The following is a 20,310-nucleotide window of genomic DNA, read 5'->3' on the forward strand; positions in this document are numbered from 1 at the left end:
CCAACCGGGACGCAGCATGAGCCAGGACCACGTCTCCATCGACCGTGTCATCGACTACCTGCAGGGCCTGCAGGACCGCATCTGCCAGGGTCTCGAGGGCCTGGACGGCCAGGCCCGCTTCCAGGAGGACGCCTGGGAACGCCCGGCCGGCGGCGGCGGCCGCACCCGTGTAATGCACGAGGGGCGGGTCTTCGAGCAGGCCGGGGTCAACTTCTCCCATGTGATGGGCGACAACCTCCCGGCCTCGGCCACCGCGCACCGCCCGGAGATGGCCGGACGCTCGTTCCAGGCCACCGGCGTGTCGCTGGTGATCCACCCGCACAACCCGTATGTGCCGACCTCGCACGCGAATGTGCGCTTCTTCATCGCGGAGAAGCCCGGCGAGGAGCCGATCTGGTGGTTCGGCGGCGGCTTCGACCTGACCCCGTACTACGGTTTCGACGAGGACTGCATCCACTGGCACCGCACGGCCGAGGCCGCCTGTCGTCCGTTCGGCGAGCACCTCTACCCGGCGCACAAGCAGTGGTGCGACGAGTACTTTCATCTCAAGCACCGCGACGAGCCGCGCGGCGTCGGCGGGCTGTTCTTCGACGACTTCAGCGAGGGCGGCTTCGAGCACGCCTTCGGCTACATGCAGAGCGTCGGCAATGCCTATCTGGATGCCTATGGCCCGATCGTCGAGCGTCGCCACGCGACCGAATACGGCGAGCGCGAGCGCCAGTTCCAGCTCTACCGGCGCGGGCGCTATGTCGAGTTCAATCTGGTCTACGACCGCGGTACCCTGTTCGGCCTGCAGTCGGGCGGGCGCACCGAGTCGATCCTGATGTCGCTGCCGCCGCTGGTGCGCTGGGAATACAACTACCAGCCGGAGGCCGGCACGCCCGAGGCCGAACTCTACGAGCGCTATCTGAAGCCGCGCGACTGGCTGGCCGAGTCCGCCGGCTGACCCACCAACAAGGACGACCCGCATGACCGCACCGATCGCCCCCTATCCCGCCGGCCGTCCGCGCCGCATGCGCCGCGACGCCTTCTCCCGCCGCCTGATGCGCGAGCATCACCTGCGCGCGGACGACCTGATCCTGCCGGTGTTCGTCACCGAGGGCGAAGGGGTGCGCGAGGCGGTGCCGTCGATGCCCGGCGTGGAGCGCGTCAGCATCGACCTGCTGCTGGAGGAGGCGGCCGCCGCCGTGCGCCTCGGCATCCCGGCGCTGGCCCTGTTCCCGGTGGTCCCGGGCGAGAAGAAGAGCCTGGATGCCGCCGAGGCCTGGAACCCCGAGGGCCTGGCCCAGCGCGCGGTACGCGCGCTGAAGCAGGCCCACCCCGAGCTCGGCGTGATCACCGACGTCGCCCTGGACCCGTTCACCACCCACGGCCAGGACGGCATCATCGACGATGACGGCTACGTGGTGAACGACATCACCGTCGAGGCGCTGGTGAAGCAGGCGCTGTCGCATGCCGCGGCCGGGGCCGACGTGGTCGCCCCCTCCGACATGATGGACGGGCGCATCGGCGCGATCCGCACCGCGCTGGAAGATGGCGGGCACGTGCACACGCGCATCCTCGCCTACTCCGCCAAGTACGCCTCGGCCTTCTACGGGCCGTTCCGCGATGCGGTGGGCTCGGCCAGCAATCTGGGCAAGGGCGGCAAGGAGACCTACCAGATGGACCCGGCCAACGGCGATGAGGCCCTGCACGAGGTCGCGCTCGACCTGGCCGAGGGCGCCGACATGGTGATGGTCAAGCCGGGGATGCCGTACCTGGACGTGGTCCGCCGGATTCGCGACGAGTTCCAGCGCCCGACCTTCGTCTATCACGTCTCCGGCGAGTACGCGATGCTCAAGGCCGCCGCCGAACGCGGCTGGCTGGACGAGCGCGCCTGCGTGCTGGAGGCCCTGACCGGCATGAAGCGCGCCGGGGCCGACGGCATCCTCACCTACTACGCCCGCACCGTGGCCGAATGGCTGACGGAGGACGCGGCCCGATGAGCGAGCCGCGCCCCGATCGTTATGGCGTGGTCGGCAACCCGATCCGCCATTCGCTGTCGCCGCGCATCCATGCCCTATTCGCCGAACAGACCGGGCAGCACCTGACCTACGAGGCCCTGCTCGGCACCCCGGGGCAGTTCGCCGAGGAGGTCTGGGCATGGTTCTCCTCCGGGTTCCGCGGCCTGAACGTGACCGTCCCGTTCAAGGAAGAGGCGTTCGCCCTGGCCCGGGTCCTGACCGACCGCGCCCGGCGCGCCGGCGCCGTGAACACCCTCTGGCGCGACGACGAGCGCCAGCTCCACGGCGACAACACCGACGGCATCGGCTTCTGCCGCGACCTCGACCGCCTGGGTGGCGAGGTGCCCGGCCGGCGCATCCTGATCCTCGGGGCCGGCGGCGCGACCCGCGGGCTGCTGCAGCCCCTGCTGGAGCGCCACCCCGCACAGCTGGTGATCGCCAACCGCACTGCGGCGCGGGCCGAGGCACTGGCCGAGGACTTCGCCGACCTGGCGATCGATACCGAGCTCTCCGCCTGCGGCCTCGACGCCCTGCCCGCCGGCCCGTTCGATCTGGTCATCAACGCCACCGCCGCCGGCCTGTCCGACGCGGGCCTGAACCTGCCCGCGACGCTGGTGCACCCGGACAGCCTGGCCTACGACCTGGTCTACGGCCCCGGTGCGGCCCGGTTCCTTGACTGGGCCCGGGATGCTGGCTGCCGGCAGACGTCGGACGGCCTGGGCATGCTGGTCGAGCAGGCCGCCGAGGCCTTCGCGACCTGGCGCGGCATCCACCCCGACACCACCCCGGTATTGCGCCAACTGCGTCACGAAAACGACACGGCCTGACGCCCGGTTCACCTTCCGTTCAAGCAACGGCGCAATCCTGTTCCCGAGCGCGCCCGTGGGCGCAGACTGAAACCCGGGAGTTCCTTCCCGGCTGGGGGGCAAGCATGATCTCGCGCATTGGTGTTCTGGTACTGGTCGGTTTTCTGACCTTCGCCATCGGCTGTACCACCACGGATCCCTATACCGGCGAGGAGCGGGTATCGCGCACGGCCATCGGCGCCGGTGTCGGCGCGGCTGCCGGGGCCGTGGTCGGCAGCATCACCAGCCGCCGCAACCGCACCCAGCGCGCGATGATCGGGGCCGGGATCGGGGCCCTGGCCGGCGGTGCGATCGGCAACTACATGGACCGCCAGGAGGCCGAGCTGCGCGAGCAGCTGCGGGGAACCGGTGTCAGCGTGACCCGCGACGGCGACAACATCATCCTGAACATGCCCGGGCACATCACCTTCGATATCGACCGCACCGACATCAAACCGGAGTTCGAGGAGGTGCTGAACTCGGTGGCGCTGGTCCTGGCCGAATACGACCAGACCGGTATCGAGGTCGCCGGCCATACCGACATCACCGGACGCGTCGAGTACAACATGGACCTGTCGGAACGGCGCGCTCAGAGCGTCGGGCGCGCCCTGATACGGCGCGGCGTCCAGTCGGTGCGCGTCGACACCGTCGGCTTCGGGCCGCATCAGCCCATCGCGACCAACGAAACCGCCGAGGGCCGAGCGCTGAACCGGCGTGTAGAACTGACCCTGTTCCCGCTGACCGCGGACTGAGCGCCGGCCCCCAGCGCGGCCGGGCCGGGGATTGCCCGACCCGCCCCCTTCCGCATCCATCCGGCGCGCCGGGCTGGTAAGCTTGGCCGCCATGGACGCACGTGCACGCCTGTGGGAACTGGCCCGACTGGTCCGCCTGGACCGACCTGTCGGCATCTATCTGCTGCTGTGGCCGACCCTGTGGGCGCTCTGGATCGCAGCCGAGGGCTGGCCGCCGGGTTCGCTGATCTTCATCTTCGTTGCCGGCGTCGTGCTGATGCGCTCGGCCGGCTGTGCGATCAACGACTACGCGGACCGCGACTTCGACGCCCATGTCGCCCGTACGCGCGACCGCCCGCTGGCGCTGGGCACGATCACCCCGAACGAGGCACTGGCGACCTTCGCCGTGCTGGCCCTGACCGCCTTCGTGCTGGTCCTGTTCACCAACCTGCTGACCATTCTCTATTCCCTGGTCGCGGTGGTGCTGGCCGCTACCTATCCCTTCGCCAAGCGCTTTCACCACTTTCCGCAGGTGCACCTGGGCGCGGCCTTCGCCTGGGCCGTGCCCATGGCCTTTACCGCGGTCACCGGGGATCACCCGCCGCCGCTCGCCTGGCTGCTGTACGTGACCGTGCTGGCCTGGACCGTGGTGTATGACACCTTCTACGGGATGGTGGACCGAGAAGACGACCTGAAAATCGGGGTGAAGTCCACCGCCATCGCGTTCGGCGAGATGGACCGTCTGATCACCGCGGGGCTCCAGGTGCTCGTCTGGCTGGGGCTGTACCTGATCGGCCAGCATGCCGGGCTCGGCGGCTACTACACGGCGGGGCTGGTGATCGTGGCGATGCTGATGTTCTACCAGCAGTTCCTGATCGCCGAACGCGAGCCGACCGACTGCCTGCGGGCATTCAAGAACAACCATTATCTCGGTGCCGTGGTCCTGCTCGCGATGATCGCAGACCATCATCTGGGGGGCTAACTCGGTTACGCGCGGGCAAGCGCCAGACCCTCGACCGATGCCGCTCCCGCCGCCCGCAGCGCACGGGCCAGCGCATCCAGGGTCGCCCCGGTCGTGACCACATCGTCCACCAGCAGCACCCGCTCGCCCGCCAACTCCGCGTTCACGGCAAATGCATCGCGCAGGTTCCGGCGCCGCTGTGGACCGCTCAGCGTCTGCTGCGAAGGCGTGGCCCGTACGCGGCGAACGCATGCGGTATCCAGCGGGAGCCCCAGGACCTCGGCGACGCACCGCGCCAGCGGCTCGCACTGATTGAACCCGCGCTCGCGCAGGCGCGAGGGGTGCAATGGAACGGGCACCACGCGGGTAGGCAACGGTGTCGGCACATCCCGGCGTTCGCGGGCTGCCTGTGCGGCCAGGTCCACGAGGATCCGTTCAGCGCGGGCGTGGCCGCTGCGCTTGTAGGCCAGCAGCACCCGATCCAGCGGCCAGGCATAGGCCCATGGCGCCCGCAGGGCGTCTACTGCCGGAGGGCGGCGCTGACAGGCGGGGCAGGCCACTGTCGCCGGCAGGGGTGCCGCGCAACCCGGGCACGGGGCCTCCACCCGCACCAGGTCCTTGCGGCAGGCAGGACAGATGGCCCCGCCCTCCGGCAACGGGGCCAGACACAAGCCACAGTGGTCGGGATACAGCGCCCGGGCCGCCCAGGCGCTCAGCGCACGCAGCGCGCCCGATCGCTCTCCAGTTTGCCCCGGCGTGGCTGAAGGGGGATGAGCCATGATGGTATGCTTCCGCTTTTGCATTCAGGGTAGTCCATGGCGACCAAGACCGTCTCCGCACGCAGTTCGCGGCGCGCCGCCGCGATGTTCGACGTCGGCAATCTGATCAGCGTGTCGATTGCCGGCATCCCGCTGTTTGTGGTTAGCAGCGAGGGGGTCGGAGTCGGCTTCATCATTGCCGCGATCATGGGCATCGTGCCGCTAGTGCTGTGGTTTGGCGCCTCCATGCTGGTGTACGCCCTGAACAAGCACCACCCCGATCCGCGCGTGGGCCATTTCACGCAGTGGGCGGCCTATCGCTACTACGCGCTGATGGGCCTGCTGATCGGGGTCGCCACCTTCTTCCCGCCGGATCTGGCCTACTACCGCGCCTATTGGGCCGTGGCTGCCGCCATCCTGCTGCCGTGGACGGTCTACGCCCTGTTCCGCGTCTACCGCGAACCCTGGGCCGATGTCGCCATCCCGGCGGAAGCCGACAAGGAGCCACACTCATGAGCACGCCCCGCCACGACTGGAACACCGACGAGGTCGAGGCCCTGCTCGACCTGCCGCTGAATGACCTGATCTTCCGCGCGCAGACCGTGCACCGCGAACACTTCGATCCGAACGCAGTACAGGTCAGCACGTTGCTGTCGATCAAGACCGGGGCCTGCCCCGAGGACTGCGCCTACTGCCCGCAGAGCGCGCACCACGAAGTGGAGCTGGAACGCGAGCGCCTGCTGCCACTGGACGAGGTGCTGGAGGCGGCGCGCAACGCCCGCGCCCAGGGTGCGACCCGCTTCTGCATGGGTGCCGCCTGGCGCAACCCCACCGACAAGAACCTGGAGCGCGTGATCGAGATGGTGCGCGCGGTCAAGGACGAGGGTCTGGAGACCTGCATGACCCTCGGCATGCTGAAGGCCGAGCAGGCGAAGCGCCTGTCCGAGGCAGGTCTGGACTACTACAACCACAATCTCGACACCTCGCCGGAGTTCTACGGGCACATCATCTCGACGCGCACCTACGAAGACCGCCTGGAAACCCTGGAACACGTACGCGAAGCGGGCATGAACGTATGCTGCGGCGGCATCCTCGGCATGGGCGAATCGCGCCGTGACCGGGCGCGTCTGCTGCAGCAGATGGCCAACCTGCCGAAGCACCCGGAGTCAGTCCCGATCAATCAGCTGATCCAGGTCGAGGGCACCCCACTGCACGGGATCGAGGACCTCGACCCGCTGGAGTTTGTGCGCACCATCGCCGCCACCCGCATCCTGATGCCGGCCTCCTACGTGCGCCTGTCCGCCGGGCGCACCGAGATGTCCGACGAGATGCAGGCCCTGTGCTTCCTGGCCGGCGCCAACTCGCTGTTCTACGGCGACACCCTGCTGACCACACCGAACCCCGGCGAGAACCACGACCTCGCGCTGTTCGAACGCCTCGGCCTGCACCCGGAGACCGGGCCGGAAGCCCCCGGGGAATCGGACCGGCCCGCCTCCGCATCGGCCTGATGCCGACCGGCCAGTGGCGGGCGACTTTCCCGATCATTTCTCGGCGGTGGCGGCGGCGTATGCCCGCCACCGCCCGGACTACCCCGCCGATCTCTTTGACTGGCTGGCCGCGCGCACCCCGCACCACGAACAGGCCTGGGACTGCGCCAGCGGCAATGGCCAGGCCGCGCAGGGCCTGCAGCCTCACTTCTCCCAGGTCGTAGCGACCGATGCCGCCCCAGCCCTGCTGGCCGCTCTGCCGGCGACAGCCGGGATCAACCGAGTAGCCTGCGCCGCCGAGGCCTGCGCACTGGCCGATACCTCGGTGGATCTCGCCTGCGTCGCCCAGGCCGCGCACTGGTTTCGCCACGCCGAGTTCCATGACGAGGTTGCACGCGTCCTGCGCCCGGGCGGCCTGCTGGCGATCTGGGGCTACGGCATCCTGCGCGCCGAGGACCCGGCGCTGGACCGCCTGCTGACCGACTTTCACGACACCACCCTGGCGCCCTGGTGGCCGGAAGAACGCAGCCATATCCGCAGCCACTACCGCGACCTGCCGTTCCCCTGGCCGGAGATCGAGACGCCCGAGTTTCGGATCGACCGCGAATGGGGCCGCGACACCCTGCTCGGCTACCTCGGCACCTGGTCAGCCATCCGCCGCGCGCAGACGGCCGGCCAGGATCCGCTGGCCGCACTGGAGCCAGCCCTGCACGCACTGTGGCCGAACGCGGACATCACCGCCCGCCTGCACTGGCCGATCTTCCTGCGCGCCGGGCTGCGGCCGTGAGTCCGTCACCATGAGCACCTCGCTGCAGGCCTTCCTGCAGGCCCGTCTCGACCGCGTGCGCACGGACGGTCGCTGGCGCCGGCTGCGCACGCTGGACGGTCCGCAGCAACCGGAGCAGGTCATCGACGGCCAGCCGGTTGTTGCCTTCTGCTCCAACGACTACCTGGGTCTGGCGGCGGATCCGGCCGTCGCCGCCGCCGCCCGCGAGGCCCTCGACCGCTACGGGTTTGGGGCCGGGGCCGCCCATCTGATCAACGGCCACACCCGCGCCCATGTGGAACTGGAGCAGGCGCTGGCGCGCTTCACCGGGCGCGAGCGCGCGCTGCTGTTCTCGACCGGCTACATGGCCAACCTGGCGCTGGTACAGACGCTGGCCGGCCGCCACGACACGGTGTTCGAGGACCGCTGGAACCATGCCTCGCTGATCGATGCCGTGCGCCTGGCCGGCGCGCGCAGCCAGCGCTATCGTCATGCCGATCCCGGGCACCTGCGCGATCGCCTGGAGCGGGCTCCCGATCGCGGGCATCGGCTGGTCGTCACCGACGGGGTGTTCTCCATGGACGGGGATATCGCACCCCTGCCGGAGCTAGCCGCGCTGGCGCGCGAGTTCGATGCCTGGCTGATGGTGGATGACGCCCACGGCCTGTCGGTGCTGGGCGCGACCGGTGGCGGCAGCTGCCAGCACCACGGCCTCGGCGCGGACGATGTGCCGATCCTGATGGGCACGCTGGGTAAGGGATTCGGCGCCGCCGGGGCCTTCGTTGCCGGCTCCGAAGCCCTGATCGAGACCCTGATCCAGACCGCCCGGCCCTACATCTATACCACCGCGATGCCGGCCGCCCTCGCCGCCGCAACGCTGGCGTCCGTGCGCATCGCCGAGGCCGCAACGGATCGGCGGGCGCACCTGCAGGACCTGCTCCAGCGCCTGGGGGCGGGCCTGGACCGGCTCGGCCTGCAGCACCCGCCTCCGTTGACCCCCATCCAGCCGGTCCAGATCGGTGACGCCCACCGCGCTAGCGACGTGGCCGAGAGGCTGCTGGCCGCCGGGTTTCTGGTCCCGGCGATCCGTCCGCCCACAGTCCCCGAGGGCCAGGCACGGCTGCGCATCACCCTGTCCGCCGCCCACACCGAGGCTCAGGTGGATGCCTTGCTACGGGCGCTGGAGCAGGCCCTCGATCATGCGACTCCGTGAACCCGTACACACCCCGGCATTGACGCCCTTCACGTTTCCGAAAACCGCCATTCCCCGTTAAAGAACCGTTCAGCGACCCCGCGCGAGGCTGGGGCCGAGCACGGTCGAAAGGAGACGGACCATGGCACGGAAACGCAACCATTCCCGACGCGGTGTACCCACTCATCTGAAGGCGCTGGCGGCCGCGATGCTGTTCGGCTTCGCCGCCGACACCCTGGCCGCCCCACCGCCCTGGGCACCGGCCCACGGCTGGCGCGCGCAGAACGACCCGGGGTATGCCGGGTACCACGGCTACAGTGTTGACCGCTGGGAACACGACTACGGCGTGATGGACGGCCGCTGCAACCGCGACGCAATCGGCGCGGCGATTGGCGGCGGTGCCGGCGCCGTCATCGGCCACCAGGTCGGCGACGGCGATCCGGTGGCCATTCTGATCGGGGCGGCGGGGGGCGCGGTCCTGGGCGGCATGATCGGACGCCAGATGGACCGCAATGACCAGGCCTGCATGGGACATGCCCTGGAACTGGCCGAGCCCGGACAGCCCGTCTACTGGGACAATGCCAATGGGCAGCCGGTGCACATGACGCCGGGGCGCGTTCGCGACAGCGGCTGCCGCGACTTCGAGATGATGATCGACGGCGAACGCCACACCGGTACGGCTTGCCCGGACGAACCCGGACACTGGGAGATCCGCGGATAAACGACCATTGGCCCGGGGGCCTTGAACGCCCCCGGGCACCATCGCCTATCCTGCAGGGCCACCCTGCCCTGCCCCGGCCGGCCACACCTTCCGTCCGGCTACCGAAGGGCCGCACAGCACGGAATGTCTCACTCCATGGCCCGGATCCTGCCCGCCAATACGTCCCCGTCCGCACCGGAACGCGTGATCGTTCTGGATGTGCTGCGCGGAGTCGCGATCCTCGGCATCCTGGTGATGAACATCCAGTCGTTCGGACGCATCTCCAGCGAATACCTGAATCCGATGGCTCTCGGCCCCCTCCCGCTGGCGGACTGGATCGCCTGGGTCGTGGTCCACGTGCTGGCGGACGAGAAGTTCATCAGCATGCTGACCCTGCTGTTCGGGGCCGGGATCGTGCTGATGGCCTCGGGTTCGCGCCATCCGGCCGACACCTTCGAGCAGCGCTTTCGCCGCCGCATGGGCTGGCTGTTCCTGATCGGGCTGGCACACGGGCTGATCCTGTGGCCCGGCGACATCCTCGCGGCATACGCGGTGTGCGGACTGGTGGCCATGCATTTTCGCGACCACCCGCCGATGACGCTCCTGGCCTTCGGGGTCGCGCTGCTCGGAGGACTGACCGCGCTCTGGCTCGTTCTGAGCGCGATCCTGATCTTCCTTGTCCCCGAGCACTGGCTGCAGACGCTCAACGAGCGCTACTGGCAGCCCGGCGCCGATGTCGTCAGCGACGAGCTCAACCGGATGTCCCTGCACTGGCTGGCGGCGACCGGCGAACGGGCGACCGGTGCACTGACTGCGCAGCTGTGGATGTTCTTCTCCGAGCGCCTGTGGCAGATGCTCGCGATGATGTTCATCGGCATGGCCCTGCTGCGGCTCGGTTTCCTTCACGGGACCTGGTCACTGGCCGGCTATCGGCGCGTCGTGCTGATCGGACTGGGCGCCGGCATCCCGCTGGTACTGGCGGGGCTGTGGTTCAACACGGCCGTGGAGTGGGATCTGCGCTACTCGATGTTCCTGGGCCGCATCGCCAACCTGTGGGGCAGTGTCGCGATTGCCCTGGCCTGGGTCGCCCTGGTGATCCTGCTGGCCCACCCCGACGGGCGGCGGCGGATCCTGCCAGGCGTCATCCGCGCCCTCGAGGCGGTCGGCCGCCTCGCGCTGACCAACTACATCGGCCAGTCGATCCTCGCCGCGATGATCTTCTACGGGATCGGGCTCGGCCTGTTCTCGCAGTTCGGGCACCTCGAACTGCTCGGCATCGTGCTGGCGATCTGGGTGTTCCAGATCACCTTCTCCCTGCTCTGGCAACGCTACATCGGCCCCGGGCCAATCGAGACCCTCTGGCGGCGCCTGGCAAGCTAGCCAGGGTCTACAGCAGCCCCCGTTCAGCCATGGATACGGGGGTGTCGGCGATCACCACGTGATCGAGTATCCGCACATCCACCAGCCCGAGGGCCTCGGTCAAACGCCGGGTGATCGCGATATCCGAGCCCGAGGGCTCGGCCACCCCGGACGGGTGGTTGTGGGCAAGGATCACCGCGGCCGCATTGTGGTGCAGCACACGCCGCACGACCTCGCGCGGGTGCACGGCGGCGCCGTCAATCGTGCCGCGGAACAGCTCCTCGAAGGCGATCACCCGATGGCGGTTATCCAGGAACAGGACCGCGAAGACCTCGAAGGGATAGTCGCGCAGACGCGCCGCAAGGAACTGGCGGGTGGCAGTCGGCGAGGTCAACGCATCGCCACGCTCCAGGTCGGCGGCGAGGTGCCGCCGACCCATCTCGAGCACCGCCTGGAGCTGGGCGTATTTGGCATCCCCCAGCCCCGGCGCCGCGCAAAATCCCGCCTGATCGGACTGCAATAGAGGCCGCAGCCCGCCGAAGCGGCTGAGCAGATCGCGCGCGACATCGACCGCGCTCTTGCCGGCCACGCCGGTGCGCAGAAAGATCGCCAGCAGCTCTGCGTCCGAAAGCGCAGCCGCGCCCCGTTCGATCAGCTTCTCCCGCGGGCGCTCGGCCGCGGGCCAGTCGGTAATCGCCATCCCCACCTCCCTGTGGTTCAGTCGTTTGGTTTTTTCGTTCCAGGCCGTCTCGGTCATCCCGACCGTAGCGAAGAACCGTAGGATGCGTTGAGCGGCAGCGAAACGCATCGATTCGGACACCAATGGCAAGCATGATGCGTTTCGCTGCCGCTCAACGCATCCTACGACCCTGCTGGTAGCCCTCGGTCAGTCCTAGAAGCGGGAGATATCACGCACCGCGCCGAAGGCGGCGGAGGTCGTCATCAGGGCGTAGGCGCGCAGGGCCTGGGTGACCGGGCGGGTCCGCGACTCGGGCTTCCAGGCCTTCGCGCCACGGGCCTCCATCGCCTCGCGCCGGGCTGCCAGGGTGGCGTCGTCGACGTCGATGCGGATCTCGCGCCCGGGGATGTCGATCACGATGGTGTCGCCCTCCTCGATCAGGCCGATCGCGCCGCCCTGCGCGGCCTCCGGGGAGACGTGGCCGATGGACAGCCCGGAAGTACCGCCGGAGAAGCGCCCGTCGGTGATCAGCGCGCATTCCTTGCCCAGCCCCTTGGACTTCAGATACGAGGTCGGGTAGAGCATCTCCTGCATGCCGGGGCCGCCCTTCGGACCCTCGTAGCGGATGATCACGACGTCACCCGCCTGGATGCGGTCACCGAGGATCGCCTCGACGGCCGCGTCCTGGCTCTCGAACACCCGCGCGGGGCCGGAGAACTTCAGGATGCTCTCGTCGACCCCCGCGGTCTTCACGATGCAGCCGTCCGGGGCCATGTTGCCGTAGAGCACGGCCAGGCCGCCGTCCTGGGAGTAGGCATGTTCGATATCGCGGATACAGCCGTTCTCGCGGTCGATGTCGAGGCTGTCCCAGGTCTTGTCCTGGCTGAACGCGACCTGAGTGGGCACGCCGCCCGGCGCGGCCTTGTACAGGGTCTCGGAGGCAGCGGCGTGGCGCATCACATCCCACTGCTCCAGCGCCTGGCCCATGGTGTCGGCGTGGACCGTCGGGATATCGCGGTGGATCAGCCCACCACGGTCCAGCTCGGCCAGGATGCCGACGACGCCACCGGCGCGGTGCACGTCCTCCATGTGATAGAGCTGGGTGGCCGGCGCCACCTTGCACAGGTTCGGGACCTTGCGCGACAGGCGGTCGATATCCGCCATGGTGAAGTCCACGTCGCCCTCGCGCGCGGCCGCCAGCAGGTGCAGCACGGTATTGGTGGAGCCGCCCATCGCGATGTCCAGGCTCATCGCGTTCTCGAAGGCCTCGAAGGTGGCGATCGAACGCGGCAGCACGGATTCGTCGTCCTGCTCGTAGTAGCGCTTCGCGAGCTCGACCACGCGCCGACCGGCCTGTTCGAACAGCGACTTGCGCCCGGCATGGGTGGCCAGCAGCGAGCCGTTGCCCGGCAGCGACAGGCCCAGGGCCTCGGTCAGGCAGTTCATCGAGTTGGCGGTGAACATGCCGGAGCAGGATCCACAGGTCGGGCAGGCGGAGCGCTCGATGGCCTCCACCTCCTCGTCGCTGGCGCTGGAGTCCGCGGCCTTGACCATCGCATCCACCAGATCCAGGTGGATCACGTTGTCGGTACCCGGCTGCTTCACCTTGCCAGCCTCCATCGGGCCGCCGGAGACGAAGACCACCGGGATGTTCAGACGCATCGCGGCCATCAGCATGCCCGGGGTGATCTTGTCGCAGTTCGAGATGCACACCAGCGCATCGGCGCAGTGGGCATTGACCATGTACTCCACCGAATCGGCGATAATCTCGCGCGAGGGCAGCGAATAGAGCATCCCGCCGTGGCCCATCGCGATACCGTCATCCACCGCGATGGTGTTGAACTCCTTGGCCACACCACCGGCCTTCTCCACTTCGCCGGCGACCAGCTGGCCCAGATCCTTCAGGTGCACGTGCCCGGGCACGAACTGGGTGAAGGAGTTGGCGATGGCGATGATCGGCTTGCCGAAGTCGCCATCCTTCATGCCGGTGGCGCGCCACAGGGCGCGGGCGCCGGCCATGTTGCGGCCGTGGGTGGTGGTGCGGGAACGATAGGCGGGCATGGTCGGATCTCGTGAACGTTTATGCAGATGCGGAATCGTACATAATGAGTCGTACAAACCCCAGTTTCCGGAGGAAACGTTGATGAAAATCGAGGTCGAGAACATCAAATGTGGCGGCTGCGCCAGCTCCATCCGCAAGGGCCTGATGCAGGTCGAAGGCGTCACTGAAGCCGAGGTCGATGTGGAAGGCGGCGCCGTGGAAGTCCATGCCCCGGATAGCGCCCGCGAAGCGGTCGCGGCGAAGCTGGCCAGCATGGGCTACCCCGAGGTGGGCTCGGTCTCCGGTCTGCGTTCCGCCAGCGCCAAGGCCAAGTCCTTCGCCAGCTGCGCCGTGGGGCGCATGAGCGGCGACTAGCCGGCAACGGACGGCATGCGTGCAGTCTCGCGTATCGCGCCCGCCCTCGTGGCGGGCGCGGCTTTGCTGGGGGTCCTGCTGCTGTGGGGCGCGACCCAGGCCGAGTCCGGCCTGCCCGTCGCCGAACTCAAGGTCGGCGAGCGCACGCTGACCATCGAGATCGCCGCCGACGAGCCGGCCCGCCGCCAGGGCCTGATGTACCGCGAGGAACTGGCCGACGACCGCGGGATGCTGTTCGTCTGGGACCGCCCGGCACGTTACGCGATGTGGATGCGCAACACCTACATCCCGCTGGACGTCGCGTTCATTGATACCGACTACCGCATCACCAACATCGAGACCATGGAGCCGCAGACCACCACCCTGCACGAAGCCGAGCGCGACGTGCTCTATGCGCTGGAGGTCAACGCGGGCTGGTTCGCGGAAAACGATGTCAGCGCCGGCGACCGGATCGACGATCTCCCGCGCGCACTGGGCAAGAAATAGCCCAGATCTCACACTGATGCGCCCACCGCGTGCTTTCCCTACACTGTCCGACAAGCCCATCCGCGCGCGGACACGCCCGTGAACCCTCCCGCCACCGCCAGTGCCACGCCCGGCGCACCCAGTGAAACCCGGGCCGCCCCGCACCCCTCGGAACTCGACTGGTTCCGCGGGGCGGTGCCGTATATCGCCGCGCACCGGGGTCGAACCATGGTCATCGCCCTGGCCGGCGAGGCTGCGCTGGCACCGGAATTCCCGGAGCTGATGCGCGATATCGCCAAACTGCACGCGCTCGGTGTGCGTGTGGTGCTGGTCTATGGCGTGCGCCCCCAGATCGAGGCCCGACTGGCCGAGAGCGGCCTGACGCCGCAGTACGCGGAGGGCCTGCGAGTCACCGACGCGCCGGCGCTGGAGGCGGTACTGGATGCAGTCGGCCGGCTGCGCCTGCAGATCGAGGGCCTGCTGTCGCGCAGCCTGGGGCAGCCGGGCACCGGCAATGCACGGCTGCGCGTGGCCAGCGGCAATTTCGTCACCGCGCGCCCGCTTGGCGTGCGTGGCGGCGTGGACTTTCACTACACCGGCGAGGTGCGCGGGGTCGATACCGAGGCCCTGCGCAACCTGCTGGACCAGGATCAGGTGGCGCTGGTTTCGCCGCTGGGGTACTCGCCCACCGGTGAGGTGTTCAACCTCTCCGGCGAGGACGTGGCAACCCAGGTCGCGATCGCCCTGAACGCGGACAAGCTGATCTTCCTGACCGAGGCGGGGGTCCTGCGCGATCCACAACACGGGGTCCTGGGCCAGCTGACCGTGCCCGCCGCGGAACGGCTCCTGGCGGAATCGGACGATCTGCCGGAGGAGCTGGCCAATCACCTCAAGAGCGCGATCGATGCCTGCCGCCAGCGCGAGATGCGCGTCCACCTGGTGGACCGCCATGACGATGGCGGGCTGCTGATCGAGCTGTTCACCCGCCAGGGGATCGGCACGCTGGTCTCGCGCGAACCGCTGGAGCGGCTGCGTCAGGCAACGATCGACGATGTCGGCGGTATCCATGCCCTGCTGCAGCCGCTGGAGGCCGAGGGCATCCTGGTCCATCGTGCACGCGAGCACCTGGAGCTGGAAATCGAGCGCTTCCAGGTGCTGGATGTCGACGGTCTGATCATCGGCACCGCCGCGCTGTATCCGTTTGGCGAACAAGCGGCGGAGATCGCCTGCCTGGCTCTGCACGCCGACTATCGCGGCAGCGGACGGGGCGACCGCCTGCTGGCGGCCATGGAGTCACTGGCGCGGGAACAGGGCGCACGGCAGCTGTTCGTGCTGACGACCCGCACCGCGCAGTGGTTCCAGGAGCGCGGCTACACGACCGGAAAGGTCGACGATCTGCCGCCCGAGCGGCGCGCGCACTACAACCAGGCGCGAAACTCCCGGGTCTACACGAAACGGCTCCAGCCCTGACCCCGGCCGCCCGCCGCAACCGCGCCATCAGCGCCGGCGGCGGGTGACCTCCTCCCGCGAATCCCCCTCGGTCTCTGGGCGGCGATTGATCGGATAGCTGTCGGCGGGCCCGACGAATGGCTGGATCAGCATGCGATCGAGCCGCTCCCAGGCGGGGTCGCGGAACTGGTTCAGCCCAATCGTCATCCCGTCATGCCCGTCCTGCGGCTGCGCGCGGTAGGTCCCCATGATCCGGTCCCAGAGCGAGAGGTTGAATCCGAAGTTCGAGTTGGTCTCGTGCGGATACCAGGAATGGTGGACGCGGTGGAAGTCCGGCGTGACGATGAACCAGCGCAGCACCCGGTCCACCGCGGCCGGCATGCGCACGTTGGAGTGGTTGAACAGGGCCAGCGAGCTGAGGATCACCTCGAAGATCAGCACCGCCAGTGCCGGGGCGCCGATTGCGACCACCACCATGGCCTTGATACCGAACGACAGCACAATTTCCAGCGGGTGGAAGCGCAGGCCGGTGGTCACGTCGAAGTCGAGATCCGCATGGTGCATGCGGTGCAGCCGCCACAGCGACGGGACGGCATGAAACATCACGTGCTGGGCCCAGATCGCGAAATCGAGGACCACGACCGCGATCAGCACGACCAGCCAGAAGGGCAGGTCCAGCATCTGCAGCAGCCCCCAGCCCTGGGTCTCGACGAACAGCCCCAGGCCCACCAGCCCCGCCGGGAACAGGAACCGGGTCAGCAGCGTGCCGGTAATCACCACGCCCCAGTTATTCGACCAGCGATAGGCCTTGCCCACCGACAGGGGACGTCGCGGCCCCAGGATCTCCCAGGTCGCCATGATCGCCAGAACGGACAGCAGGATGCCGACCCGAATGATCGGCTCCTGCGCCAGAAACCAGTCCGCCATGTGTGTGCCCTGCGTTCGCTTCAGGCGCGGTCGCGCCCCTGCCTACTGACCGAAGCGCGCCTCGTTGCGTTCATGGGCCTCCTGGGCCGCCACGCTCAGGGTCGCGATCGGACGAGCCTCCAGGCGAGCGATACCGATCGGTTCGCCGGTCTCCTCGCAGTAGCCGTACTCGCCCAGATCAATACGCGCCAGGGCCGCATCGATCTTGTTCAGCAGCTTGCGGTAGCGATCGCGCGTGCGCAGCTCCAGCCCGGCATCGGCCTCGTGAGTCGCGCGGTCGTTGGGGTCCGGTTCCTGCCAGCTCTCGGTGCGCAGGTGCTCGAGCGTCTGCTCGGACTCCTCGATCAGTTCCGCACGCCAGGCCTCGAGCTTGGCGCGAAAGTAGTCCAGCTGACGCGGATTCATGTAGGGTTCGTCCTCGGACGGACGATACCCGGACTCCAGGATAGTTTCGGCTTCTTGGCTCATATCGGCCCCTCGCCGGACCGCCTTCCGACCCCATGTCGGAACGGACCCGGCACGACGACAGGTACACCCGATCCAGTATAGGGCACTTCCCCACGCGGACGGCAAACGCCGCGCAACAATCGCAGGACTTCATGGGAACCCATGCACACCATGAGCACCACGCAGCGCCTGATCCAGATCAGTGACACCCACCTGGGCCGCGTGCCCGGGCCGATCCGGGCCGGCTATCCGGACAGCGACACCCAGCTGGAACGAATCCTCGGCGCCCTGCCCCGGGAGCCGGCGGCGGATGCCCTGCTCCTGAGCGGCGATCTGGCCGAGGATCCGGAACCAGCGACCTATGCTCGGCTGGCGCGACTGCTGGGCAGCCGGCGCGAACCGATGCTCGCACTCGCCGGCAACCACGACGATTGCCAGACCCTGCGCACCGCCCTGGAGCCCGAGACCTGTCAAGTCCATGGCGAGAGGATGCTGGGGCCCTGGAAGCTGATCGGCCTGGATTCCAGCACACCCGGCGAGGCGGCCGGGCGTCTGGACGCGTCAGAGTGCGAGCGCCTGGAGAAAAGCCTGTCGGCCGATCCGGACCGCCCTACCGTCGTCGCCCTGCACCATCCGCCAGTGGCCATTGGCAGTGCCTGGATGGATCGGCTGGGGCTGCTGGATCCGGACGCGCTGTTCGCGGTGCTCGACCGCCATCCGCAGGTGCGCGCCTGCCTGTTCGGGCACATCCACCAGGACTTCCGGGCCCGGCGGGGTGCGATCGAGCTCCTCGGAAGCCCGTCGACCTGCGTGCAGTTCACGCCGGGCTCCGAAGAGTTCGCCGTGGATGCGGCCCTGGACGCCGGCTACCGCATTCTGGATCTGCACCCGGATGGGCGATTCGATACGCAGGTGGTCCGCGTACCGGGGACCCGCATCGCCATGGAACCTTCGGCATGAATACGCCAGACGCCCGCGCCCAGTCCTTGCAGCACTGGCTGGACACCCTGCCCGGGGCGTTCGAGGACCTGCGCCTGCTGCGGGCGGATGCGAGCTTTCGCCGCTATTTCCGAGCCCGTCGGGACGGGGTGTCGGTCGTGATCATGGACGCCCCGCCCGAACGCGAGGCAACCGAGCCCTTCGTACGAATCGCCCGGCTGCTGGAGGGTCTGGGGCTGCGACCGCCCCGGGTACTGGAACACGAGCCCGACTCGGGCTTTGTGCTGCTGGAGGACCTGGGGGACCGCACCTTCACCCGGGCCCTGGCCGAGGGGGCGAACGAATGGCCGCTGTACCAGCGCGCCCTGGATACGCTCGCCACGCTGCATCAGCGCTGGCCCGAGCAAGGCCGCGCTGATCACATCCCCCCCTATGACCGCGAGCGCCTGCTGGCAGAGACGGCCCTGTACGCGGACTGGTACTGGCCGCGGCTGCGGGGTCACGCCATGCCGGAGGCCATGCGTGCGGAGTTCGACGCCGCCTGGCACCAGGTGCTGGAGGCCCTGCCAGGTCTCCCGGACGCCCTGGTGCTACGCGATTTCCATGTCGACAATCTGATGCTGCCTCCCGGCGACGAGCAGGCCTGCGCGCTGCTGGACTTTCAGGATGCGGTGATCGGCAGTCCCGCCTATGACGTGGTCTCGCTGCTGGAAGACGCTCGCCGCGAGGTCTCGGCCGACACGGTCGCCCGCGGGCTCGAACACTACCTGGCGAACGCGGACATGCCCCGCGCGTCGTTCATGGCGCACTATCACGTGCTGGGCGTGCAGCGCACGGTGAAGATCCTGGGCATCTTCGTGCGCCTGGCCGAACGCGACGGCAAGCCCCGCTATCTGGAGCACCTGCCGCGCCTGCACCGACTGCTGGAACAGGGCCTGCGCCACCCCGAACTGGGGCCGGTCGCCCGCTGGTTCGCTGCCCATGCGGCCAGGGAGCACGCCTGATGCGCGCGATGATCCTGGCCGCCGGACGCGGCGAGCGCATGCGCCCGCTGACCGACCATTGCCCGAAGCCACTGCTCCCGGTCGCCGGACGCCCGCTGATCGCCTACACCCTGGAACGCCTGGCCCGGGCCGGCTACCGCACGGTGGTGATCAACACCGCACACCTGGGCGCACAGATCCGCGAGGCGCTGGGGGCCGAGTACGCAGGCACGCGACTGTTGTACTCCGAGGAACCGGAGGGGGCGCTGGAAACCGCGGGGGGCATCCGCCAGGCCCTGCCGCTGCTGGGCGACGGGCCGTTTCTGGTGGTCAATGGCGACGTCTGGTGTGAGCACCCGCTCCACCCTCCCGCCCAACAGCCGCTCGCGGAAAGCGGCCCGCTTGCGCACCTGGTGCTGGTGGACAACCCGCCGCACCATCCGCAGGGCGACTTTCGACTGTCCGGCGGGCGGGTATCGCTGGATACCGGCACGCCGCTGACCTTCAGCGGCATCGGCTGGTATCACCCCGCGCTGTTCGCTGGCCTGCCCGAAGGGCGCCGCCCGCTGGGACCCTTATTGCGCGAGGCCATCGGCGGCGGGCGGGTGAGCGGAGAGCGCTACAGGGGGGACTGGCGCGACATCGGCACCCCCGAACGCCTCGCGACGCTGGAGGCGGACATCGACCGAAGTCGGGATCACGGCTTGATGTAGGTGTAGCCCGCGCGCTGCAGCCGCGTCAGCTCGCCAATGCCCGAGGACACACGGTCCTTGGGCTCGGCATCATGCAGATCGTCCAGCTCGATCCCGCGCTTGTCCAGGGTGTTGCCGCAGACGAGGAACCGCACATCCTGCATCTTCAGGGTGTCCACAGTACTGCGAAGGTCGGGGTCGTCCTTGGCGTGCTGCAGCAGACTGACCCCGCCACCGTGCATCACGACCTTGATCTCCAGACGATCCACCGCACTGCCGTCGATATGGTTCTGCAGGTTGCGCAGGGCATTGAGGTGCAGAGCCGGATCATCGGCATTGATGTGATAGACCACCTGCAGTGTGTCGTCGGCATCAGCGGTCTCGCCGCCGTCTCGCTCGAACGAGAACAGGGCCCAGGTGACCCCCAGCGACAGTACGAAAAGCGCCCCGGCCAGGAACCAGCCGGGGCGCGCGAGAAACGAGAGGGGGTTCATCGCCAGGCCGAACCCTC

At 68.7% G+C, this 20,310-nt stretch carries 23 protein-coding genes; 17 read left to right on the forward strand and 6 right to left on the reverse strand.

Annotated features, from left to right (window positions below; all coding sequences use genetic code 11):
* The first annotated feature begins 16 nt into the window (after positions 1–16).
* The 5 genes from hemF to ubiA all read left to right on the forward strand — a co-directional run bounded on the left by hemF (position 17) and on the right by ubiA (position 4,561).
* A complete protein-coding gene (gene hemF / locus TK90_RS11445) occupies positions 17–946 on the forward strand; it encodes an oxygen-dependent coproporphyrinogen oxidase (protein WP_012983641.1) in 930 nt (309 codons plus the stop codon).
* 22 nt (positions 947–968) lie between these two features.
* Positions 969–1,985 (forward strand): porphobilinogen synthase, encoded by a 1,017-nt coding sequence (gene hemB / locus TK90_RS11450; RefSeq protein ID WP_012983642.1) that lies wholly within the window; start codon positions 969–971, stop codon positions 1,983–1,985.
* Entirely contained in the window at positions 1,982–2,830 is an 849-nt protein-coding gene (gene aroE / locus TK90_RS11455; RefSeq protein ID WP_012983643.1) for a shikimate dehydrogenase, read from the forward strand. The genes hemB and aroE overlap by 4 nt, the downstream gene beginning before the upstream one ends.
* Before the next feature lie 104 nt (positions 2,831–2,934).
* The gene (locus TK90_RS11460; RefSeq protein ID WP_012983644.1) at positions 2,935–3,600 is read left to right on the forward strand and encodes an OmpA family protein; all 666 of its coding nucleotides are present in this window, start codon (positions 2,935–2,937) and stop codon (positions 3,598–3,600) included.
* Positions 3,601–3,691: 91 nt separating this feature from the next.
* Entirely contained in the window at positions 3,692–4,561 is an 870-nt protein-coding gene (gene ubiA / locus TK90_RS11465; RefSeq protein ID WP_012983645.1) for a 4-hydroxybenzoate octaprenyltransferase, read from the forward strand.
* A gap of 5 nt (positions 4,562–4,566) precedes the next feature.
* Here ubiA and TK90_RS15460 read toward each other — a convergent pair whose 3' ends face one another.
* The gene (locus tag TK90_RS15460; RefSeq protein ID WP_012983646.1) at positions 4,567–5,343 is read right to left on the reverse strand and encodes a ComF family protein; all 777 of its coding nucleotides are present in this window, start codon (positions 5,341–5,343) and stop codon (positions 4,567–4,569) included.
* A gap of 12 nt (positions 5,344–5,355) precedes the next feature.
* On the opposite strand from TK90_RS15460, the gene TK90_RS11475 reads away from it, so the two are divergent.
* The 6 genes from TK90_RS11475 (at position 5,356) to TK90_RS11500 (ending at position 10,823) form a co-directional block, all read left to right on the forward strand.
* Positions 5,356–5,814, forward strand: a complete 459-nt coding sequence (locus TK90_RS11475) for a hypothetical protein (RefSeq protein ID WP_012983647.1) — start codon at positions 5,356–5,358, stop codon at positions 5,812–5,814.
* Positions 5,811–6,806, forward strand: coding sequence for a biotin synthase BioB (gene bioB / locus TK90_RS11480; protein ID WP_012983648.1), 996 nt, complete (start codon positions 5,811–5,813; stop codon positions 6,804–6,806). The genes TK90_RS11475 and bioB overlap by 4 nt, the downstream gene beginning before the upstream one ends.
* A gap of 13 nt (positions 6,807–6,819) precedes the next feature.
* Complete coding sequence (locus TK90_RS11485) at positions 6,820–7,572, forward strand: class I SAM-dependent methyltransferase (RefSeq protein ID WP_012983649.1); 753 nt, start codon at positions 6,820–6,822, stop codon at positions 7,570–7,572.
* A 10-nt stretch (positions 7,573–7,582) separates the two neighbouring features.
* Entirely contained in the window at positions 7,583–8,764 is a 1,182-nt protein-coding gene (gene bioF, locus TK90_RS11490) for an 8-amino-7-oxononanoate synthase (RefSeq protein ID WP_012983650.1), read from the forward strand.
* A gap of 121 nt (positions 8,765–8,885) precedes the next feature.
* Positions 8,886–9,464 (forward strand): YMGG-like glycine zipper-containing protein, encoded by a 579-nt coding sequence (locus tag TK90_RS11495; protein WP_012983651.1) that lies wholly within the window; start codon positions 8,886–8,888, stop codon positions 9,462–9,464.
* 135 nt (positions 9,465–9,599) lie between these two features.
* A complete protein-coding gene (locus TK90_RS11500) occupies positions 9,600–10,823 on the forward strand; it encodes a DUF418 domain-containing protein (RefSeq protein WP_020146848.1) in 1,224 nt (407 codons plus the stop codon).
* 7 nt (positions 10,824–10,830) lie between these two features.
* Here the strand turns inward: TK90_RS11500 and radC are convergent, their stop codons facing one another.
* Positions 10,831–11,502: a DNA repair protein RadC gene (gene radC / locus TK90_RS11505; protein WP_018649101.1), complete on the reverse strand. Its 672-nt coding sequence runs from the start codon at positions 11,500–11,502 to the stop codon at positions 10,831–10,833.
* Between the two features lie 192 nt (positions 11,503–11,694).
* Positions 11,695–13,542 (reverse strand): dihydroxy-acid dehydratase, encoded by a 1,848-nt coding sequence (gene ilvD / locus TK90_RS11510; protein ID WP_012983654.1) that lies wholly within the window; start codon positions 13,540–13,542, stop codon positions 11,695–11,697.
* Between the two features lie 82 nt (positions 13,543–13,624).
* Between ilvD and TK90_RS11515 the strand changes: the two genes are divergently transcribed.
* From TK90_RS11515 to argA, 3 genes are all read left to right on the forward strand, one after another.
* Positions 13,625–13,897 carry a heavy-metal-associated domain-containing protein gene (locus tag TK90_RS11515; protein ID WP_012983655.1) on the forward strand — a complete coding sequence of 91 codons (273 nt, stop codon included), beginning with the start codon at positions 13,625–13,627 and terminating at the stop codon, positions 13,895–13,897.
* A 15-nt stretch (positions 13,898–13,912) separates the two neighbouring features.
* Positions 13,913–14,383 carry a DUF192 domain-containing protein gene (locus TK90_RS11520; RefSeq protein WP_012983656.1) on the forward strand — a complete coding sequence of 157 codons (471 nt, stop codon included), beginning with the start codon at positions 13,913–13,915 and terminating at the stop codon, positions 14,381–14,383.
* Positions 14,384–14,590: 207 nt separating this feature from the next.
* Positions 14,591–15,832: an amino-acid N-acetyltransferase gene (gene argA, locus TK90_RS11525; protein ID WP_018138916.1), complete on the forward strand. Its 1,242-nt coding sequence runs from the start codon at positions 14,591–14,593 to the stop codon at positions 15,830–15,832.
* A 27-nt stretch (positions 15,833–15,859) separates the two neighbouring features.
* Here argA and TK90_RS11530 read toward each other — a convergent pair whose 3' ends face one another.
* Both TK90_RS11530 and dksA read right to left on the reverse strand, forming a co-directional pair.
* Positions 15,860–16,738 (reverse strand): sterol desaturase family protein, encoded by an 879-nt coding sequence (locus tag TK90_RS11530; protein ID WP_012983658.1) that lies wholly within the window; start codon positions 16,736–16,738, stop codon positions 15,860–15,862.
* Between the two features lie 42 nt (positions 16,739–16,780).
* Entirely contained in the window at positions 16,781–17,206 is a 426-nt protein-coding gene (dksA, locus tag TK90_RS11535; RefSeq protein WP_012983659.1) for an RNA polymerase-binding protein DksA, read from the reverse strand.
* A 141-nt stretch (positions 17,207–17,347) separates the two neighbouring features.
* Between dksA and TK90_RS11540 the strand changes: the two genes are divergently transcribed.
* The 3 genes from TK90_RS11540 to murU are packed head-to-tail and all read left to right on the forward strand — an operon-like array spanning position 17,348 to position 19,820.
* Positions 17,348–18,145, forward strand: coding sequence for a phosphodiesterase (locus TK90_RS11540; RefSeq protein WP_012983660.1), 798 nt, complete (start codon positions 17,348–17,350; stop codon positions 18,143–18,145).
* Positions 18,142–19,128 carry an aminoglycoside phosphotransferase family protein gene (locus TK90_RS11545; protein WP_012983661.1) on the forward strand — a complete coding sequence of 329 codons (987 nt, stop codon included), beginning with the start codon at positions 18,142–18,144 and terminating at the stop codon, positions 19,126–19,128. Before TK90_RS11540 ends, TK90_RS11545 begins: the two co-directional genes overlap by 4 nt.
* A complete protein-coding gene (murU, locus tag TK90_RS11550; RefSeq protein WP_012983662.1) occupies positions 19,128–19,820 on the forward strand; it encodes an N-acetylmuramate alpha-1-phosphate uridylyltransferase MurU in 693 nt (230 codons plus the stop codon). The genes TK90_RS11545 and murU overlap by 1 nt, the downstream gene beginning before the upstream one ends.
* On the opposite strand, the gene TK90_RS11555 is transcribed toward murU, so the two are convergent.
* Entirely contained in the window at positions 19,805–20,293 is a 489-nt protein-coding gene (locus TK90_RS11555; RefSeq protein ID WP_012983663.1) for a DsrE family protein, read from the reverse strand. The two genes, murU and TK90_RS11555, sit on opposite strands and share 16 nt — an antisense overlap.
* Positions 20,294–20,310 lie beyond the last annotated feature (17 nt).

It is taken from the genome of Thioalkalivibrio sp. K90mix (genome assembly GCF_000025545.1).
In the GTDB taxonomy this organism is placed as follows: domain Bacteria; phylum Pseudomonadota; class Gammaproteobacteria; order Ectothiorhodospirales; family Ectothiorhodospiraceae; genus Thioalkalivibrio.

What these genes read in the sequence shown, in the direction of transcription:
- hemF (WP_012983641.1), top strand. Translation starts at nt 17, where the DNA reads ATGAGCCAGGACCACGTCTCCATCGACCGTGTCATCGACTACCTGCAG.
- hemB (WP_012983642.1), top strand. Translation starts at nt 969, where the DNA reads ATGACCGCACCGATCGCCCCCTATCCCGCCGGCCGTCCGCGCCGCATG.
- aroE (WP_012983643.1), top strand. Translation starts at nt 1,982, where the DNA reads ATGAGCGAGCCGCGCCCCGATCGTTATGGCGTGGTCGGCAACCCGATC.
- TK90_RS11460 (WP_012983644.1), top strand. Translation starts at nt 2,935, where the DNA reads ATGATCTCGCGCATTGGTGTTCTGGTACTGGTCGGTTTTCTGACCTTC.
- ubiA (WP_012983645.1), top strand. Translation starts at nt 3,692, where the DNA reads ATGGACGCACGTGCACGCCTGTGGGAACTGGCCCGACTGGTCCGCCTG.
- TK90_RS15460 (WP_012983646.1), bottom strand. Translation starts at nt 5,343, where the DNA reads ATGCAAAAGCGGAAGCATACCATCATGGCTCATCCCCCTTCAGCCACG.
- TK90_RS11475 (WP_012983647.1), top strand. Translation starts at nt 5,356, where the DNA reads ATGGCGACCAAGACCGTCTCCGCACGCAGTTCGCGGCGCGCCGCCGCG.
- bioB (WP_012983648.1), top strand. Translation starts at nt 5,811, where the DNA reads ATGAGCACGCCCCGCCACGACTGGAACACCGACGAGGTCGAGGCCCTG.
- bioF (WP_012983650.1), top strand. Translation starts at nt 7,583, where the DNA reads ATGAGCACCTCGCTGCAGGCCTTCCTGCAGGCCCGTCTCGACCGCGTG.
- TK90_RS11495 (WP_012983651.1), top strand. Translation starts at nt 8,886, where the DNA reads ATGGCACGGAAACGCAACCATTCCCGACGCGGTGTACCCACTCATCTG.
- TK90_RS11500 (WP_020146848.1), top strand. Translation starts at nt 9,600, where the DNA reads ATGGCCCGGATCCTGCCCGCCAATACGTCCCCGTCCGCACCGGAACGC.
- radC (WP_018649101.1), bottom strand. Translation starts at nt 11,502, where the DNA reads ATGGCGATTACCGACTGGCCCGCGGCCGAGCGCCCGCGGGAGAAGCTG.
- ilvD (WP_012983654.1), bottom strand. Translation starts at nt 13,542, where the DNA reads ATGCCCGCCTATCGTTCCCGCACCACCACCCACGGCCGCAACATGGCC.
- TK90_RS11515 (WP_012983655.1), top strand. Translation starts at nt 13,625, where the DNA reads ATGAAAATCGAGGTCGAGAACATCAAATGTGGCGGCTGCGCCAGCTCC.
- TK90_RS11520 (WP_012983656.1), top strand. Translation starts at nt 13,913, where the DNA reads ATGCGTGCAGTCTCGCGTATCGCGCCCGCCCTCGTGGCGGGCGCGGCT.
- argA (WP_018138916.1), top strand. Translation starts at nt 14,591, where the DNA reads ATGGTCATCGCCCTGGCCGGCGAGGCTGCGCTGGCACCGGAATTCCCG.
- TK90_RS11530 (WP_012983658.1), bottom strand. Translation starts at nt 16,738, where the DNA reads ATGGCGGACTGGTTTCTGGCGCAGGAGCCGATCATTCGGGTCGGCATC.
- dksA (WP_012983659.1), bottom strand. Translation starts at nt 17,206, where the DNA reads ATGAGCCAAGAAGCCGAAACTATCCTGGAGTCCGGGTATCGTCCGTCC.
- TK90_RS11540 (WP_012983660.1), top strand. Translation starts at nt 17,348, where the DNA reads ATGCACACCATGAGCACCACGCAGCGCCTGATCCAGATCAGTGACACC.
- TK90_RS11545 (WP_012983661.1), top strand. Translation starts at nt 18,142, where the DNA reads ATGAATACGCCAGACGCCCGCGCCCAGTCCTTGCAGCACTGGCTGGAC.
- murU (WP_012983662.1), top strand. Translation starts at nt 19,128, where the DNA reads ATGCGCGCGATGATCCTGGCCGCCGGACGCGGCGAGCGCATGCGCCCG.
- TK90_RS11555 (WP_012983663.1), bottom strand. Translation starts at nt 20,293, where the DNA reads ATGAACCCCCTCTCGTTTCTCGCGCGCCCCGGCTGGTTCCTGGCCGGG.